Consider the following 15,908-nt stretch of genomic DNA (forward strand, 5'->3'; position numbering starts at 1 on the left):
CTCCTTTTGCGTTAGTTGATGGTGCGGTAAACCGCGGCGGCGGGATCTTTCAGCTCCGGATGCAGCTGCTCTACCAGCTGGACTTTCAGCGGTGCGCTGGCGCTCAGCCACGGCGACCACACTTTGCGCACTTCCTGCAGTCGTGCGCGTAGTGCGCTCTCATCGGCGGCATCGCTGGCGGGCATCTGCACCACCACCTGATCCGGTGCCTGCCAGCCGTTGAACTGGCTGCTGAACGGCAGCACCAGCCAGCTGTCTGGCGACTTCTCGTTGCTCAGCACCATGCGTTCGCTGTTGACGGTGGTGATGCTGAGCTCGGCGCTCTGCTGTTTGTTATTCAGGCCGGCAATCGGGAAGCCCTGCAGGAACGTCACCACTACGCTTTTCGCCGCACCGTTGCCCATCTGCGTCAGGCTGCTGCGGCCGCTCAGCCAGCCATCCTGACCGCAGCTCAGCCCCTGTTTGGACGGCACGAACAGCGCGCTGGTCTGCGCCGGATGCTGCCACCAGGTGCGGAAGTGACAGCCGTCGAGCAGGCTGAACTGCAGCCACGGCGTGGTATCGGCCTGCGGCGAGTTGAGCACCGGCGCGGCAGGGGCAACCGCAGCGGTTTCTGGCTGCTGCACGGGCGCGGGCGGCGGCGTTACCACCGTTTGCCACTGCTGCGCTTTGGCAGCGCTGCCGCTGGCGATCGGGTTGCCGTCATCATCATTGAGCGCCCAGTTGAGCTGCTGCAGCGCTTTACACTGCGATGCCATCAGCCCGGCGACGCGCGGCAGAAAATCCTCCAGCGCCGCGACGTTTTTCGCGCCGTGGGTGACGATGCGCAGATCAACATTGCGCTTACACCAGCTCGCCAGCTGGTTATCTTTCACGTCATCAATCCAGACATCCAGTTTCTGTGCCGGGGACTGCACGATGCGATAGTTCTCAGCAAATGCGTGCGTGCTGAGCAGCAGCGCAGCCAGACCCAGTAATCCATGTTTCATGTTGGCGTTCTCAATCTCGAAGAGGGAAAAACTGCGCCGCTTCGGACAGCGAGTGCAGTAAGGTGGTGTCCTGCGGTGAGCCAATCCAGACGGCCAGCGCGCTGAAGTTATCCTGCTGACCGTTATCCGGCTGACCGTTGCGAATGATTTGCTGCATCAGCGTCAGCCACTCTTCCGGTGTATTGACCATGTGCAGCGACTGCTGCATCTGCTCCAGCGTCACGCCGTGCCAGAAGCCATCGGTGCACAGTAAAAAGGCGTCGCCGTCTTCTATTTCCACCACATCGCTGTAGCTGGCGTCGCGCTGCTCATCGCCCATGCCGAGGGCAAAATAGAGCAGGTTACTGTTGATACCTTCGGTCTGGTGGCCGGCATCTTTCATCTGCTGCACCAGGCTGTGGTCGGTAGTCACGTGATAGAGGTAGCCGCGGCGAAACAGATACAGCCGGCTATCGCCCGCGTGCGCCCAGTAGGCCAGCTCGTAGTCGCGGTCGACAAACAGGCTGACCAGCGTGGTGCCCATGCGGCTGTGCTCGCTGCTGGCTTTCTGCTGCTGGCGAATCGCGTGATTCGCGTGGTTGACGTAGTTGCGAATCGACTGCGCATCCAGGTGCGCGTTACCGTCGAACGCCTCCATCAGGCTGCTGCGCGCGATGCGGGCGGCCACGTCGCCGCCGGGAAATCCTGCTACGCCGTCACACACCACGAAGCAGGCTGAGCGTTCACCGATTACCTCACCGGTTTGATCCTGATTGCTGGCGCGGTCGCCCTGATTCGACGTGGAAGCAATGGTGATATTCATGCGTCATCCGTGTGGGTTTGTGAATCTTTGTACTGATTAACTTCCAGGTCGTAGGCATGCAGGAAAGCTTCGCCGAACAGGGTATGGAAATCGTCCTCAATCTCGCCCGCCGTCTCGCCGTAGCGCTCAACAAAATGCTCCCACAGCGCGGCTTTGCGGCTGCCCGGCAGGCCGAGGCGCGACAGCGATCCCGCCTGGCGGGCTTCCTCTTCCAGCTGATCCGGATTAAAGGATTGCAGCATCGAAGCGATAATGGCGCGGATCCCGGCGATCATGCCGAGCTGATGCGCCTGCAGATCGATCAGCGCATCACGCACCGCCTGACGCGGCGGCATGAAGCCCGGCATACGGCTGCCAAACATCTGCATCAACACGGTTTTGCCGGACGGCAGCAGTTTGAACGGGTTGTTGGCGTCATCGAGGATCACCGTCATATCCGCTTTGACGCCACGCTTAAGAATCGAGCGTGACGACAGCAGCGCAACGGTGCCCTGCGAGAACATGCTCAGCATCTGGCCAAACTGCAGCATCTGCTCGCGGTCGAACTGCGGCGTGGGCTGCAGATCGCGCAATCCCATGCCTTCCAGCAGTGCATCCAGCAGTTCGCCTTTCAGCGCGTCGCCGCTGTTGTGGCTGGCTGTCGCCTGGCTGGCGGGTGCTGCGTTCTGATGGCTGGAAGCCACCGGATCGATACGCAGCCGCCCTTTCGGCGTCGGCGACGGAACACGTTGCACCGCCTGCGGTGTGGGCAGAGTAATGCCGCCGTAATCCATCTGCGGCGCGACCGTCTCCGGCTGCTCCGCCTGCGGTTCGATCAGCGGCGACGTGGCCTGGGTTTCGGTGTCATCAAACAGTGGCGAACTGCTGAGATCCGCCAGCTCGACCGGTGCCGTCTCCGGCGAGGGTTCACTGGGCGTTTCCGGCTGGGCGACGGGCTGCGGTTGAACCGTCTGTGCCGGCGCGATCTCCGGCTGCGCCAGCGGAACCGCATTGCCCATCATCAGGCCGAGCGGATCGTCGTGGTTGCGCACGTCGCTGCTGCTCTGGCTGCCAAACAGGCTGAGCGGATCGAGCTCGGTGGCACTCTCGACCTGCGGCTGCGCGGCGGCATTCTGCTGCGCCGACAGCGTGCTGGGGGTGCGATCGTCGAAGATACTTTCCTGCGCGAATAGCGCATCGCCTTCATCGAACAGGCTGGTGTTTTTCGGCTGCTGGCCAATATCCAGCGGCGCATCGTTCACCAGCTGAGCCAGCGGATCCTCCGGATTGCGATCGAGGCTGGCCGGCGCGGTGAGCGGATTGGCCTCCGGCAGCACCTCGGCCGCTGCTTTGCGCTTCGACAGATCGTCAGAGATCGAGAACTCTTTGGCGAGGCTGTCCCAGATCTCGCTGGGGATCGCGGCAGTGCTGGCATCTTTTTCCGCCGGTGGCGCATCAGCCATTACCGGTGCCTGCACCACCGGCTGCGGTGCCTGCGTGGCGGCCTGCGTCTGCTGCACGCCGTTGAGATCGTTGACCAGCAGCTGGTAATCATCGATGCCCAGCACGTCGCCATCCTGTAATTCCACCTGACGCCCGCGCTCCAGCGGGATGTCATTGAGCAGCACGCGCGTCACGTTGCCCCGGTTGGTGAGGCGGCATTCGCCAGCGGCGGTGATGTGCACAATCGCCTGCAGGCGAGAAATGGTGCGATCGTCATCCGGCAGCACCAGATTGTTGTCTACTCCGCGGCCAATGGTGCCGCCGGGCGGCATAAAGTCACAGCGGGTTTGCGGCGGCTGGTGGCCGGGTTTAGTCGTTATTATCGTAAAGCGCATAACGGGTTCCTGCGGTTAGCGGTTCGGCATCTATATTGCGCGGCTCTCCGGGAAAGGCGCGGAATATAGGAAGCGGGTGATACAATGCTGTGTGCGATATAAGGTGATTGAGGCTGTGCTTTAAAACGCGATGCGCTGTGTCATATTTGCCATTTAGTCTTTGAGTGAGCTTTGAAATGATTGCAATTTTGTAACGGCACCATTTATTGCGCGATGAATCGCGCCGCTACAATATGTGCGTGGCACTGTAATTAATAGAGTTGTTCACTAAGCCAATTAGCGGATAAGAAGCAGAGAAGAGTGTTCTTCTTTAATAAGGAATCTGCCTCAATGATTCCAGGCGTTCTTTATTGATGCGCACAATGCAGATATTAGTCGCTACTTCGTGAGCGATACTCCCTTCCTCTGCATCAAAAGCTTCCAGCTTACACTGTCCATCACGGTACTTTAGCCAGCCACGTTGGGTATTTGTTAATGTGCTAAGGTAATCATCCGCCAGTTTTTTATCCGCGCGGTATGATGATGCAATCCGTTTTTTTGCCGCCGTGTATTCCTGATTCAACGCGTCTTCAGCTAACTGCTTCTCATGAAGCGTGCACTGATAAACGGCGCTATCTGAGGGTTCGCTGGAGCAGAGGGCTGCAGCGAAAGCTGATTGACTTACGTATAAATACAAACAGATCAGAATCGAGGTTCTTTTCAACGTAAGTCTATCCAATTTAATTAACGACTTCAATTTTAACCTCGAGTAACCATCATGATCATTGGAATTAAAAGCCTTATTTATTAATAACGTCGCTGCCTCATTCGGTTTTATGCGCATGCTATTTCATTGTACCTACATCCTGAGCAATGACCTTATCTTTGTAAGTCACAATATAATCCCAGAGATTAACCTCCTTAACACTGGGATAAAATGAATATTCATATTCCCCGTTTTTAAACTGATAGCCCTGAAAGTCGCAAATATCAGGGCAGTGAGTGTTAATCGTTTCGCCTTTAAGGGTAATAGAAGAATTATTTTTCAGACTTGAAGATTTGAGTAAAATATCATTACAGGTCAGGTTACCCTCTTTGCAATTATATTCAATTTTGGCATTGAAAGCCTTACCCTGAAAATGAAAAGTTGATTTAGCTAGCGCGAAGCAGGGAATATTTAAAAGAACACAACATATATATAGAGCATATTTATTTTTCATGATTTGACATCAGGAGAATCCGGTTTGAATTTTCGCGGCTCGAAAGAGCCGCATTGAATTATTGCTGATAAGCCTTACGTAATGCTGCAATGTTCTTTAGGTATGAATTCTGAAACTTCACGGTCGTTTTTTCATCATAAATAAGATTATCATCTGAAGGTTCAACACCTACGATAAAATAAGCATTGCTATAACGTCCAGGAGCCTCAGTGGTGTAAACTACTGCAACCTTCACATTAGCATCATCTTTTTTCGATATTAATCCCACTGAATCAACTTTATGACAACCTACCGTTTCCCAGTCGCCCTGACCGACGGTTGGAATGAATGCATCGATTTTTTTACCATCTTTGCTCCAGCCTATAAAGCATACAGGTTGCACTTCTCTTATCCACCCTTTCCCCTGGATAAGCGTTCCTAAAACTGTACCATCTCTGGTTAAGCGGAAGGTCTGACTTTCATCTAACTGAACTCGACTCAAACCGTGCTGTTCCGCTTCATTCAAAATATTCTCTTTATAAGAAGATTCTTTAGAAGACGATAACACCGTCGAAGCAGCAGCAATGTGGCTAGTCATAAGCAATACTATAAATGACATGAAGAAACGTTTTTTCATACATACCTCAATCAATGATGCAATGCGTAGTCATAATTCCTGGATAATTTAACATCATAATCGTTCTGTTTATAGTTTTTCCCATTATAATGCCTTGCGAAACTGGCCCAGTTTTTGGTGCGGATAGCATTAAGTAATACAGGAGTATGTGAAACGTGATTTACGAAAGCATATACCTGACCAGAAATGGTGTTCATTCCCTGGACAAAAGCTTCAACATTGGCATAACCCGAAGTCGCATAATTACTTCCCATAATCTGAAAAGCTCCCCAGGACGCTGACTGTAATGCCGCGGTGCGATCAAGCGCGATAGCTTTGTTGAGCTTGTCATATTGTTCACTAAACTTTCCATAGACTTCATAAGGCTCCCCTGAAATATCCGGATGACTTTTATCATACTTTTTATTAGTCAAACGACTAAAATAGTGTCTCTCATATAAAATAGTGGGACGTCCCGAAGCATCGAAAGGACTCTGCTTTGTTTCCGACATCACGACAGCCTTAATGGCTGCTGGCTCACAATTTAATGCTTTTGCCATACTGATATACATTTCATCAGTAACCTGAGAAGCAGTAGTATCTAAATTAATTTTAATATTTTTTGCAGGTGTAATATTTCCATGTAATCTCCGCATAGTCGGCCCATGAGGTGAAATAATGCCATCGGGATTATTAAGCTTGACAACTTTTTCCTGAAAATCTTTTATCTTCGCAATCGTCTTTTCGCCGATATAACCATCTACTTTAAGCTCATTACCTGGCGTTGTTATAACACTGTTAGCATTTAGTAGTGACTGAACGGTTTTAACATCACGATATTTGTTAGGTTGCCTGATACCAACACCCTGACTTATTCTTATCGTACTCATGTAAAATCCCTCTTAATTCAGCTTTGAATCACATGGAAATACGCCCCCGCAGGGGCGTACTTATCAAGCTTCTTTATTGCTCTTGATATCCCAACCAGCACTGCTTTCTGCGCCTTTACCACCAGAGGTACTCTGCTCCCAATACTGCTGTTTAACTTTAGCAGCCTGGAATGCATAAGTTACGCCTACAGTATCACCATTATCAGAACCGGTGTACTGAACAGATGTCACCAGAACATCTTCAAGTGTAATACGTGTATATTCAACCTGCTGACCACCAGCTTTGCAAACAGACACTTCTACTTTGTTTAAGTGTTTTCCGCTTGCACACGTTTTTAAAATAGCAGTGGTAGATTTGTCGATTAATGCTGTAATGTGCAGATCGTTAAAATTCACTTTACCTGCACCACCGCCGCCGCCAACAGACATATTACCCGGCTGGTTAGCACCCCAGTTGAAAGAGGTAATATCAGTCCAGCCGGTGTGGTTAGAGTCTTTAGACTCGCCGGTCACACCATCAACTTTTAAAAACATATCAATAGCCATAATTATCTTCTCTTGCTTGATTTACGTTCTGCTTTGATAAAGCATCGTTATGGCAAACAGGAAAGCATGGGGCTGAATAAAACAGTCCATATTTTACCTCTGCCTCGTTTTCTGAATATCGCTACATGGTTTATTCAGAGAGTGTTTTTATTGTCCCACTGGATGGAGCAATAAAAAATAGTGAATCTTTTAGTTCCTCGATATTAATATCGAAACGTGGAGCCGGCTCGCAAATAAGCGTTTTGCGTCTGCACATTAACTGCAAAGCTCTGTGAGCATTCTGGCCGCCATACATGACGGCCTGATACAGTTAATCAATTCTCATTCGATTTGAGTGAAGGCAGTTTAGATACCAGACGCAGTGACACCGTCAGGCCTTCCAGCTGGTAGTGCGGACGCAGGAAGAATTTCGCGGCGTAGTAGCCCGGGTTATCTTCCTGCTCTTCCACGCTCACCTCGGCGGCAGCCAGCGGCTTACGCGATTTGGTTTCCTGTGACGAGTTCGCCGGGTCACCGTCGACATAGCTCATCACCCAATCGTTCAGCCAGCGCTCCATTTCATCACGCTCGCGGAATGAACCGATCTTGTCGCGCACGATGCACTTGAGATAGTGCGCGAAGCGGCAGCAGGCAAACAGATACGGCAGGCGTGCAGCCAGACGTGCGTTGGCGGTTGCATCGGCATCATGGTATTCCGCAGGCTTTTGCAGCGACTGCGCACCAATAAAGGCAGCAAAGTCGGAGTTTTTGCGGTGCACCAGCGGCATAAAGCCGTTTTTCGCCAGCTCGGCTTCACGACGATCGCTGATGGCAATCTCCGTCGGGCACTTCATGTCTACGCCGCCGTCATCACTTGGGAAGGTGTGGCACGGCAGGTTTTCAACCGCACCGCCAGACTCGACGCCGCGGATCGCGGTGCACCAGCCGTACTCTTTGAACGAGCGGTTGATGTTGGCTGCCATGGCGTAGGCGGCGTTGCTCCAGGTGTAGCCGTTGTGATTTGAGCCATCGGTCTGCTCTTCAAAATCAAAGCTATCCACCGGATTGGTGCGAATGCCATACGGCAGGCGCGCCAGGAAGCGCGGCATGACCAGGCCGAGATAACGGGCATCTTCCGATTCACGCAGGCTGCGCCAGGCGGCATATTCGGTGTTCTGGAAGATTTTGGTCAGATCGCGCGGGTTCGCCAGCTCCTGCCATGATTCCATCTGCATGACGGTCGGCGCGGTACCGGTGATGAACGGGCAGTGTGCCGCCGCGCTGATACGCGCCATTTCGCCCAGCAGCTCCACGTCCTGCGGGCTGTGATCGAAATAGTAATCGCCTACCAGGCAGCCAAACGGTTCGCCACCGAACTGACCGTACTCCTGCTCATAAATCTTCTTAAACAGCGGACTCTGATCCCAGCCAGCGCCTTTAAATCGCTTCAGGCTGCGTCCCAGCTCCTGCTTGGAGATGCTCATGAAACGGATTTTCAGCATCTCGTCGGTTTCGGTGTTGTTCACCAGGTAACTCAGACCGCGCCACGCGCTCTCCAGCTGCTGAAACTCTTCATGATGAATAATCTGGTTGATCTGCTGTGACAGCTTGTCGTCAATCTCAGCGATCAGCGCCTGAATGGTGCGATAGGTATCATTCGAAATGGTGACGGTGTTTTCCAGCGCCTGCTGCGCCAGCGTCTTCACGGCACTTTCGACGGCTGCACGCGCCTGATCGCTGGTTGGACGAAATTCTTTGTTCAGCAGGGCGCTGAGTTCATTCTCGCTGTAGTGCGAAGCGCCCTGTTGCTGCTGATGCGAAGACTGGGTCATGATTACTCCTCCTTACCTTCAGCGCTTTCATCCTGCTTCGGCAGATGGGTCAGCGCTTTCAACAGCGTTGGATCCTGCAGAATCTTACCGATCAGCTCTTCCGCACCGTTTTTGCCGTCCATGTAGGTCAGCAGATTCGAAAGCTGGGTACGCGCTTCCAGCAGGTTGCTCAGCGGTTCGACTTTGCGGGCAATCGCATCCGGTGAGAAATCGTCCATGCTCTCAAAGGTCAGTTCGACGTTAAGTTTGCCTTCGCCGTTGAGCGTGTTATCCACCTGAAACGCCGCACGCGGCTTCAGCGCTTTCATGCGCTCATCGAAGTTATCGATATCAATTTCCAGGAATTTACGCTCATCAAGGCTCGCCTGCGGCTCGAGTGGTTTACCGACCAGGTCCGCCATGACGCCCATCACAAACGGCAGCTGAATTTTGCGTTCCGCGCCATAAATTTCCACGTCATATTCAATCTGAACGCGAGGCGCGCGATTGCGGGCAATGAACTTCTGCCCACTGGATTTCGTTGGTGCCATGGTTTTCTCCATTAAGGGTGCGCGGGTAAAGTTTCGCAGGAGGCGCGCAGGTCTCGCTGCGTTGAGTTGTTACGCTCGCTTAGTCGCGGCGTCCAAAGATATTTTCCAGCTGATGCACGCCGTCTGGCGCCAGATCGCGGATGATGTCCATAAAATCGAGCTCAATCAGCCGCTGTACGCGGTCGATCATCAGCGGTGCCGGATGGCTGGGTTCGTGCTGAGCAAAGTAGTGCTTCACCTTCTCCAGCATCAGCTGCGCATCGGCGCGCGAGCTGAGCTGCACGCTGCGCCAGTCAGCCGTGCGAACCGCTGCGGCGGGCGCGGCGGCGCTCGGTTCCGGCGGCGGCTCTGTTACCGCGGACGGCTGCAGCGTGCTGAGGTCAGTGGCCTGACAGCGTTCGGCGATCATGGCGATCTGCCTGCGCAGCTGCGACAGCTCCGGCACCGCCGCTTCCCCCAGCTGTTCGGTCAGAGTTTCGGTAATAGTTTGCAAACGCTCACTTATCTGTAGCACCGCTTCAATACCGGGCTGCTCGCCGCGCGCCAGCTCATCGGTCAGGCGCGGCAGACCGCCAGGATAGTCCGCAACTTCGGTCTTGCTGCCGTCGCACAGCGCTGCGGCATCGCGCAGCGTGATGCCATCCGAGGCGTAGCGCAGCAGCCAGCTCTGGCGTACCGCGCTGCTCAGCGCTGATTTATCGCCCAGCAGCGCCACCGCGTTGATGCGGTAAAACGGATCCTGTTCGCCGTACTCTTCCAGTCGCGGCCACAGCGGCTCCCAGTACAGCAGCAGCGCCTGCTCAATCAGCTTCAGCCCCTGCGCATAGCCCGGCAGCCCTTTCAGCTCGGTCCAGGCATGAGTAAGCGCTAACATCACTCGCAGGTCTTTGCTGCGGCTGAGCAAGTCAATCGCCAGCTTTTCGACTTTATTCCAGTCCGCTGATTCAGCCGGGATAATGGTCTCGCCAAACTGCTGTTCGGCTTTACCGGTACTGGCCTGCTCCATCGCCTGGTAATCCGCGTGATACTCCAGGTTGTCGCCGCAGGGGTTATCACTGCTGACCGGCGCCAGCAGCGCGTCAATATTCATCGTCATAGCGGTTGGCCTCAGGATTCAAACATCGGAGGATAAAGTCCGTTTCGTCCGGGTTTTGCCCCGCCGGCCGGGTCGAACAGCAGTGAGAACAGCTGTGCGGTGAAGTTGCCGCTGTGCACCTGGGTGTAAAGCGGGAAACCGTCGCTCTGGTTTGTCCACCAGAAGCTGGTGTAAAACTGCGGGTCGAAGCTGTCACCCGGCAGTTTCCAGTTGAGCGTTGACGGCTCGCCGTCGCCAATCACCTGTAAAATGTCCGATTGTTCGCCGTCAGTTTGCGGCTGCTGGGGCTGCGGAATACTCAGCAGCGCCTGGTCGAGCTGCTCTGGCGTACCGCCGTTTTGCACCACGCGCAGCAGCATATTGCCGACCTGCTGATACCACTCGCCCGAGCGGGCCAGCAGCGCCGGTGACCACTCGGCAGGGGTAAAATGGCGCAGCGCACACAGCGGATAGTTGCGGCCGACGCTGTCGCGGGCCGCAATCAGGCAGCCCATCTGGATCAGCTGACTGCCGAGCATCGGCGGCACGACAAAATTCCACACCGGCGCTTTGAGAAAGGCGCGCGACGGGGCGTTTTTACTCTCTTCACTGGTTTGCCAGTGATGCAGTCCGACCTGAAACCAGTTCGACCACTGCCGGTACAGCACATCGGGGAAGCGTCGCTTCACAAAGTCACCCGAGCTGGGCAATTTGCCGTACCAGCCGGGTGCTGCGTAATGAGTCATTATCAGGTCCTGTTTCAGGGGCAGCTAAAGCCGGGAAGCTGGAACGGGTTACGAATACTGCCAGGGGTGAACGACAACGTGACCTGATGGCCATCGACGTTAAAACTGGCCTCGCGGGTCAGGCCACCGACCGCGGTCAAACGAGCGCGATCAAAGAAGCGGTTCAGCGCCCACGGACCGCTGGTCACCAGCGTTGAGGTGGTGCCGTTGGTCAGGCCAAGCTGCATCCGCACCTGGCTGGTGCCGCCCGGTCCGGGCCAGCTCACCATCTGCACCGCCTGCGGGCCGTGGCTGTAACGCAGAATCTGGCCATCGACGTCGAGCGTCAGGTTGAGAATGTCGTTATCCATCTTCACCGTACGCAGCGTGACGCGGAACGACGGCGTGGTCGCCCCGTTAGCAAAGAAGGCATCACGAATCGACTGCGCCTGCTGGAACGGACGCAGCAGCGCCTCACCGCCCGGTAGCGTTTTGCCGTCGATACCTGGCGTGAAACGCCACGCCGTATTGGTGGTATCCACTTTGCTGGCCAGATTGTCGCGGAAGAAGCTGTCCATCAGCCCGCTGCCCGGCGCGAACATGCGCGCCAGATCGTCCGGCGTCACTTCGCTGCGCGCATTACGCACCAGCGGATAACGGCCGGCAATCGCCTGGCGGCAGAAGCTGCCCACTTCCATAGTGATGCGCTTGCGCACGTTATCCATATCGCGGCGCTGTGCATCGCTGCTGGCGCCCACGGCCATGCTGGAAACCATATTCTGCAGCGAACCCGGTAAGCGACCGGCGCTGGCCTGCAGACGACTGATGGCATCGCCGGACGGCGGCGGCATGCCACTGTTGGCGGCGTCCTGCACCGCCGTCAGATAGCGGTAGAGATCGTCGATCTGATGCAGAAAATCATCCACCGCCAGCACTTTACTGCCCTGCTGCAGCGGCTGTGCCAGCTCCAGCACAGGCGCGAAGTGCACCGCTACCGCCTGCTCCGGTGCCTGCTGGGCGGCGCCCTGGCCCGGCGCCGCGCTGGCTTTGGAGGAACTGAACAGCGCTTCTAAAGTGCGCGTGGCGCTGTTGCCCGTCGCCGGCTGTGCCTGGGCACTTTGCTCATCCGGCTGTGCGCGGTTCAGCGTCAGCAGCTTACTGAGGTTAACCACCAGCTGGCGCAGCGGCGAGTGGTTGCCCGACAGCAGACGTGCGGTGTTGATGCGCTGCGACAAATCCGCGCTGCTGTTGAGCTGGATATCGCTGAGGAACTGCTCCCACTGGCGGATGTAATCCTGCACGTAGAGCTGGCGCACCGCGAGATCGGTCTGCTGACTGTTCTCCGGCGACGCAACGCCGCCCAGCACCCAGACATCATCCTGGAACAGCGCCTGCGTGACCGGCGCGATTTGTTTATCAACGTGCTGCCAGTAACCGTCTGGCGTGAACAGGCCGGCCACGCCGTCATTGACTGATTTGCCGCTTTTGCGTGAAAACACCAGCTCACTCTGCGGCCCGCCCAGCGCCGCGAGGGTGACCGGTTGCAGGCTGCCGTCACGCTGCAGCAGGCGCTTCAGACGTCCGTAGACGCGCTGCGACAGCGGCATTTGGTTAATCAGCGCCTGCTCGCGCTTTACCAGCGCGTCATCCTTCGCGTACGGCGAGGACTGAATCTGTGTCTCCAGCAGCTGCTGCAGATGCCACGCCAGCTGTTTCACTTCCTGCTGCGTCACGTTTTGCGGCAGTTCGCGGCTAATATTCAGCATCAGCCAGGCATGCAGGAATTTGCCGTCATAATGTTTTGGCTGATACAGCATCTGGTAAGCTTTCAGCGCTTCGTAGCTGTAATCCGCATCGCTGCCGTTGTCGTTACGCAGCCAGCGGGTGATGTTTTGCGCCACCTGCGGCAGCAGCAGCTGTTTCAGCGCTTTGTCATACAGGGTGCGCGTGGCGTCGCTGACTTCGGTACCGCGATACAGCCCCATGCGGCGCGTCAGCGGGGGATCTTCCAGCGAGAAGTCGGCGCTTTTCGGCAGCTGCAGCAGCGTGTTGAGATACGGCACCAGCGCAAACAGATCGCCATTGCCCTGGCGTTCCAGCTGTTGTCCCAGCTGTTCCACCTGCGGCGTTTTACCCGCCATCTCCTGCAAATAGGTTTTGTTTTTACTGTAGCTGGTGAGCCACAGGGCTCCGGCAATCAGTACCAGCACCAGCAGCGCCAGATAGCCGGACCACAATCCGGCGCGATTGCGCAGCTCCCACCAGCGGTTACTGCCCGCCAGGCCTGACTCCTGGAAGATGACATTTTCCAGCACGCCTTTCAGGAAGAAGCTCTGGCCTTTGTTCGGCGGGATCGGTGACTCTTTGTCGACCTGGTCCCAGCTGCCGGACTCGCCGCTGCGCTGTCCCGGCAGATGCAGGGCGCGGCTCAGCTCGCCCATCACGCGGTCAAACGGCAGCCCTTCCTGCGTCCCGCTGGCGAAATAGATACCGCGCGGCGCGAACTGGGTTTCGAAATCAGAGCGGGCAAACAGCGTATCCAGCGCCTCCGCCAGCAGCGGGCGTAGCGCGGCGAACTCCTGCGGGAACAGATAGCTCTCCGCCCGTGCCTGCGCATCGCTTTCCGCTAACAGCGTATCGGCCAGGCCGGCATCCAGACGCTGCTGCAGCAGTGAATACTCCTGCTGAAACTGACTGTTGAGCTCAAACTCTGCGGTCGACGCCTGCGCCCACGGGAAGGTAAAGCCCCAGATTTGCTCGCGCTGGGTTTTATCCAGCGAAGCGAAGTAGCTGCGGAAACCTTTTAGCAGGTCGGTTTTGGTGACCAGCACATAAACCGGGAAGCGAATGCCAAGGCGATCGTGCAGCTCCATCAGCCGCTGACGCAGTGCGATCGCCTGATTGCGCTGCGCTTCCGGCGATTGCGTCAGTAAATCGGACACGCTGAGTGTGACAATCACGCCATTGACGGGCTGACGGCCGCGATATTTGCGCAGCAGGTCGAGAAAGTGATGCCACTCGCTGGCGTCGCGCTCCTGCTGACTCTCCTGGGTGGTATAGCGACCGGCGGTATCCAGCAGCACCGCTTCGTTGGTGAACCACCAGTCGCAGTTGCGCGTGCCGCCGATGCCGCGCAGCGCCGCTTTGCCGAACTTGTCCGCCAGCGGGAACTGCAGTCCGGAGTTGACCAGCGCGGTGGTTTTACCGGCACCCGGAGCGCCAATGATCATGTACCACGGCAGCTGGTAGAGGTATTGATGGCTGAAGCGCTGCGCCCAGAAAGGCGCGCCCTTGCTGCTGGCGCGCTGGAAGTGCGCTTTTTTCAGCATGTCGGTGGCTTCGGAGAAACGGCTCGCCAGCACCTGTTCTTCATTGGTCAGGCGTTTGCGGTCCTGCTCCGGCGCATCGCTTTTGCTGGTTTCGAGGCTCGACATCAGTTTGCGGTTGAGCCAGAAGTTATACAGGCGCGGAATCGCCTGGCTCAGCCCCCACACCAGATAGAGCAGCGCAATGCTGATGATGCGGTTCTGCTCTGGCTCCAGCGGCCGCGAGTCGACAATGGAAAACACCGGGCCAATCACCCAGATGATAAAGGAGAGCGCGGTAATGCCGACAAAACCCCAGGCGAGGCGGCTGGTCAGCACCGCAAAAAGCATATTCAGCATGGATTAGTTCCCTCTCGCCAGGCCGTTGAGTTCCGCTTGCGTCGCATCCGGCGCGACCAGCAGAGTAATTTCTACGCGACGGTTGCGGGCGCGATTCTCCGCGCTGGTGTTCGGCACCAGCGGATGGCTTTCGCCACGCCCTTCGGCTTTAACCCGCGACGGTAGTGCCAGCTGCTGCTGCAGCAGGGTTTGCACCGACTGTGCGCGCGCCAGCGAGAGTTCATAGTTGGAGGCGAAGCGGGCGCTGCGAATCGGCACGTTGTCGCTGTAGCCAATCACCAGAATCTTCCCGCTGACGTTATTCATCGCGGCGGCAATGCGCTGAATCACCGCATCGTAGCGGCCACGCACTTCGGTGGATGCCGAGGCGAACAGGCCATCGCCCTTCAGGGTGACCACGCTCTGGTCGGCTTCATCGCGCACCGCCACCAGGCCGGCATCAATTTCCGGCTTGAGGAACGCTTTCAGGTTCAGCGTGGCGGGCGGCGGCGGTGCCGGATTGCTGATTTTGACTTCCGGCAGCGCGGTCTGATAGATGCTGGCCAGCACCGGCGAGGTGTAGTCGCCGAGACGCCAGTTCAGGACGATGTAGAACAGGCAGGCAGCAAAGCCGGCCACCGCAGCACAGGCCCACAGTGGAATCATCGGCCGCCACAGCTTGCGCAGCACCGGCTGATCGGTGGGATGCGGTGACAGCGCCGCCGGGTAACTGCCGCGCACGCTTTTGATCATCTGCAGCAGACGCTGTTTGATGGTTTCCAGCTGCGAACGCCCGTTATCCAGCACGCGGTAGCGCCCTTCAAAGCCGAGCAGCAGGCAGAAATAGATCAGCTCCAGCAGCAGGATGTGCTGACGCGGATTTTGCGACAGCTTGGCCAGCAGCTGAAAGAACTTCTCACCGCCCCAGGTTTCATTGTGAAACGTCACCAGCAGGCCGTTGCTGGTCCACACGCCGCGGCTGCCCCACGGCGTCAGCGCCGCCGCTTCATCCAGCGCGGTGCACAGGCAGTAGCGCGCGCCGACGATCACTTCATAACTCAGCCCCGACTGCTGGCAGCTAAGCTCAAAGCGACGGATCTGATCGATCAGCTGCTGGCGCAGTCGCGCCGGATCGTCGTGCGAGACGGAGTGGCGAATCTGCGGGATCGCGTTAATCAGCGGATTCGCCGCGGCGACCAGCACATTCTGATGGCTGACATCCTGCTGTGTGACGTCACTGTTCGGTTTCTGTTGTTCCTGCATCATGCGGCGTGCTCAGTTTTGA

14 protein-coding genes are annotated in these 15,908 nt (G+C 56.5%); all 14 read right to left on the bottom strand.

Going from position 1 to position 15,908, the window contains the following annotated elements:
* Positions 1-11: 11 nt before the first annotated feature.
* Positions 12-989: a hypothetical protein gene (locus F3J41_RS10740; protein WP_058771450.1), complete on the bottom strand. Its 978-nt coding sequence runs from the start codon at positions 987-989 to the stop codon at positions 12-14.
* A gap of 10 nt (positions 990-999) precedes the next feature.
* A complete protein-coding gene (locus tag F3J41_RS10745) occupies positions 1,000-1,791 on the bottom strand; it encodes a PP2C family serine/threonine-protein phosphatase (RefSeq protein ID WP_021506792.1) in 792 nt (263 codons plus the stop codon).
* On the bottom strand, positions 1,788-3,608 hold the full coding sequence (tagH, locus tag F3J41_RS10750) for a type VI secretion system-associated FHA domain protein TagH (protein WP_166711082.1): 1,821 nt from the start codon (positions 3,606-3,608) through the stop codon (positions 1,788-1,790). Before tagH ends, F3J41_RS10745 begins: the two co-directional genes overlap by 4 nt.
* A gap of 310 nt (positions 3,609-3,918) precedes the next feature.
* The gene (locus tag F3J41_RS10755; protein WP_247656276.1) at positions 3,919-4,431 is read right to left on the bottom strand and encodes a lysozyme inhibitor LprI family protein; all 513 of its coding nucleotides are present in this window, start codon (positions 4,429-4,431) and stop codon (positions 3,919-3,921) included.
* 1 nt (position 4,432) lies between these two features.
* Positions 4,433-4,807: a hypothetical protein gene (locus tag F3J41_RS10760; protein ID WP_132464419.1), complete on the bottom strand. Its 375-nt coding sequence runs from the start codon at positions 4,805-4,807 to the stop codon at positions 4,433-4,435.
* A gap of 58 nt (positions 4,808-4,865) precedes the next feature.
* On the bottom strand, positions 4,866-5,423 hold the full coding sequence (locus F3J41_RS10765; RefSeq protein ID WP_166711084.1) for a hypothetical protein: 558 nt from the start codon (positions 5,421-5,423) through the stop codon (positions 4,866-4,868).
* Between the two features lie 11 nt (positions 5,424-5,434).
* Positions 5,435-6,292 (bottom strand): N-acetylmuramidase domain-containing protein, encoded by an 858-nt coding sequence (locus F3J41_RS10770; RefSeq protein ID WP_132464416.1) that lies wholly within the window; start codon positions 6,290-6,292, stop codon positions 5,435-5,437.
* Between the two features lie 63 nt (positions 6,293-6,355).
* The gene (locus F3J41_RS10775) at positions 6,356-6,838 is read right to left on the bottom strand and encodes a type VI secretion system tube protein Hcp (protein WP_125311693.1); all 483 of its coding nucleotides are present in this window, start codon (positions 6,836-6,838) and stop codon (positions 6,356-6,358) included.
* Between the two features lie 314 nt (positions 6,839-7,152).
* Positions 7,153-8,649, bottom strand: a complete 1,497-nt coding sequence (tssC, locus tag F3J41_RS10780) for a type VI secretion system contractile sheath large subunit (RefSeq protein WP_021506787.1) — start codon at positions 8,647-8,649, stop codon at positions 7,153-7,155.
* A 2-nt stretch (positions 8,650-8,651) separates the two neighbouring features.
* Entirely contained in the window at positions 8,652-9,179 is a 528-nt protein-coding gene (tssB, locus tag F3J41_RS10785; protein WP_021506786.1) for a type VI secretion system contractile sheath small subunit, read from the bottom strand.
* 79 nt (positions 9,180-9,258) lie between these two features.
* Entirely contained in the window at positions 9,259-10,269 is a 1,011-nt protein-coding gene (gene tssA / locus F3J41_RS10790) for a type VI secretion system protein TssA (RefSeq protein WP_166711188.1), read from the bottom strand.
* Positions 10,270-10,286: 17 nt separating this feature from the next.
* A complete protein-coding gene (gene tagF, locus F3J41_RS10795; RefSeq protein ID WP_021506784.1) occupies positions 10,287-11,000 on the bottom strand; it encodes a type VI secretion system-associated protein TagF in 714 nt (237 codons plus the stop codon).
* 14 nt (positions 11,001-11,014) lie between these two features.
* A complete protein-coding gene (gene tssM, locus F3J41_RS10800) occupies positions 11,015-14,644 on the bottom strand; it encodes a type VI secretion system membrane subunit TssM (RefSeq protein ID WP_166711086.1) in 3,630 nt (1,209 codons plus the stop codon).
* Between the two features lie 3 nt (positions 14,645-14,647).
* Complete coding sequence (locus F3J41_RS10805; RefSeq protein ID WP_166711088.1) at positions 14,648-15,889, bottom strand: DotU family type VI secretion system protein; 1,242 nt, start codon at positions 15,887-15,889, stop codon at positions 14,648-14,650.
* Positions 15,890-15,908 lie beyond the last annotated feature (19 nt).

This window comes from Pantoea sp. Ap-870 (assembly GCF_011752515.1).
Taxonomy (GTDB): domain Bacteria; phylum Pseudomonadota; class Gammaproteobacteria; order Enterobacterales; family Enterobacteriaceae; genus Pantoea; species Pantoea dispersa.

Coding starts and splice junctions, on each gene's coding strand:
- F3J41_RS10740 (WP_058771450.1), bottom strand. CDS start 989: ATGAAACATGGATTACTGGGTCTGGCTGCGCTGCTGCTCAGCACGCAC.
- F3J41_RS10745 (WP_021506792.1), bottom strand. CDS start 1,791: ATGAATATCACCATTGCTTCCACGTCGAATCAGGGCGACCGCGCCAGC.
- tagH (WP_166711082.1), bottom strand. CDS start 3,608: ATGCGCTTTACGATAATAACGACTAAACCCGGCCACCAGCCGCCGCAA.
- F3J41_RS10755 (WP_247656276.1), bottom strand. CDS start 4,431: ATGCGCATAAAACCGAATGAGGCAGCGACGTTATTAATAAATAAGGCT.
- F3J41_RS10760 (WP_132464419.1), bottom strand. CDS start 4,807: ATGAAAAATAAATATGCTCTATATATATGTTGTGTTCTTTTAAATATT.
- F3J41_RS10765 (WP_166711084.1), bottom strand. CDS start 5,423: ATGAAAAAACGTTTCTTCATGTCATTTATAGTATTGCTTATGACTAGC.
- F3J41_RS10770 (WP_132464416.1), bottom strand. CDS start 6,292: ATGAGTACGATAAGAATAAGTCAGGGTGTTGGTATCAGGCAACCTAAC.
- F3J41_RS10775 (WP_125311693.1), bottom strand. CDS start 6,838: ATGGCTATTGATATGTTTTTAAAAGTTGATGGTGTGACCGGCGAGTCT.
- tssC (WP_021506787.1), bottom strand. CDS start 8,649: ATGACCCAGTCTTCGCATCAGCAGCAACAGGGCGCTTCGCACTACAGC.
- tssB (WP_021506786.1), bottom strand. CDS start 9,179: ATGGCACCAACGAAATCCAGTGGGCAGAAGTTCATTGCCCGCAATCGC.
- tssA (WP_166711188.1), bottom strand. CDS start 10,269: ATGAATATTGACGCGCTGCTGGCGCCGGTCAGCAGTGATAACCCCTGC.
- tagF (WP_021506784.1), bottom strand. CDS start 11,000: ATGACTCATTACGCAGCACCCGGCTGGTACGGCAAATTGCCCAGCTCG.
- tssM (WP_166711086.1), bottom strand. CDS start 14,644: ATGCTGAATATGCTTTTTGCGGTGCTGACCAGCCGCCTCGCCTGGGGT.
- F3J41_RS10805 (WP_166711088.1), bottom strand. CDS start 15,889: ATGATGCAGGAACAACAGAAACCGAACAGTGACGTCACACAGCAGGAT.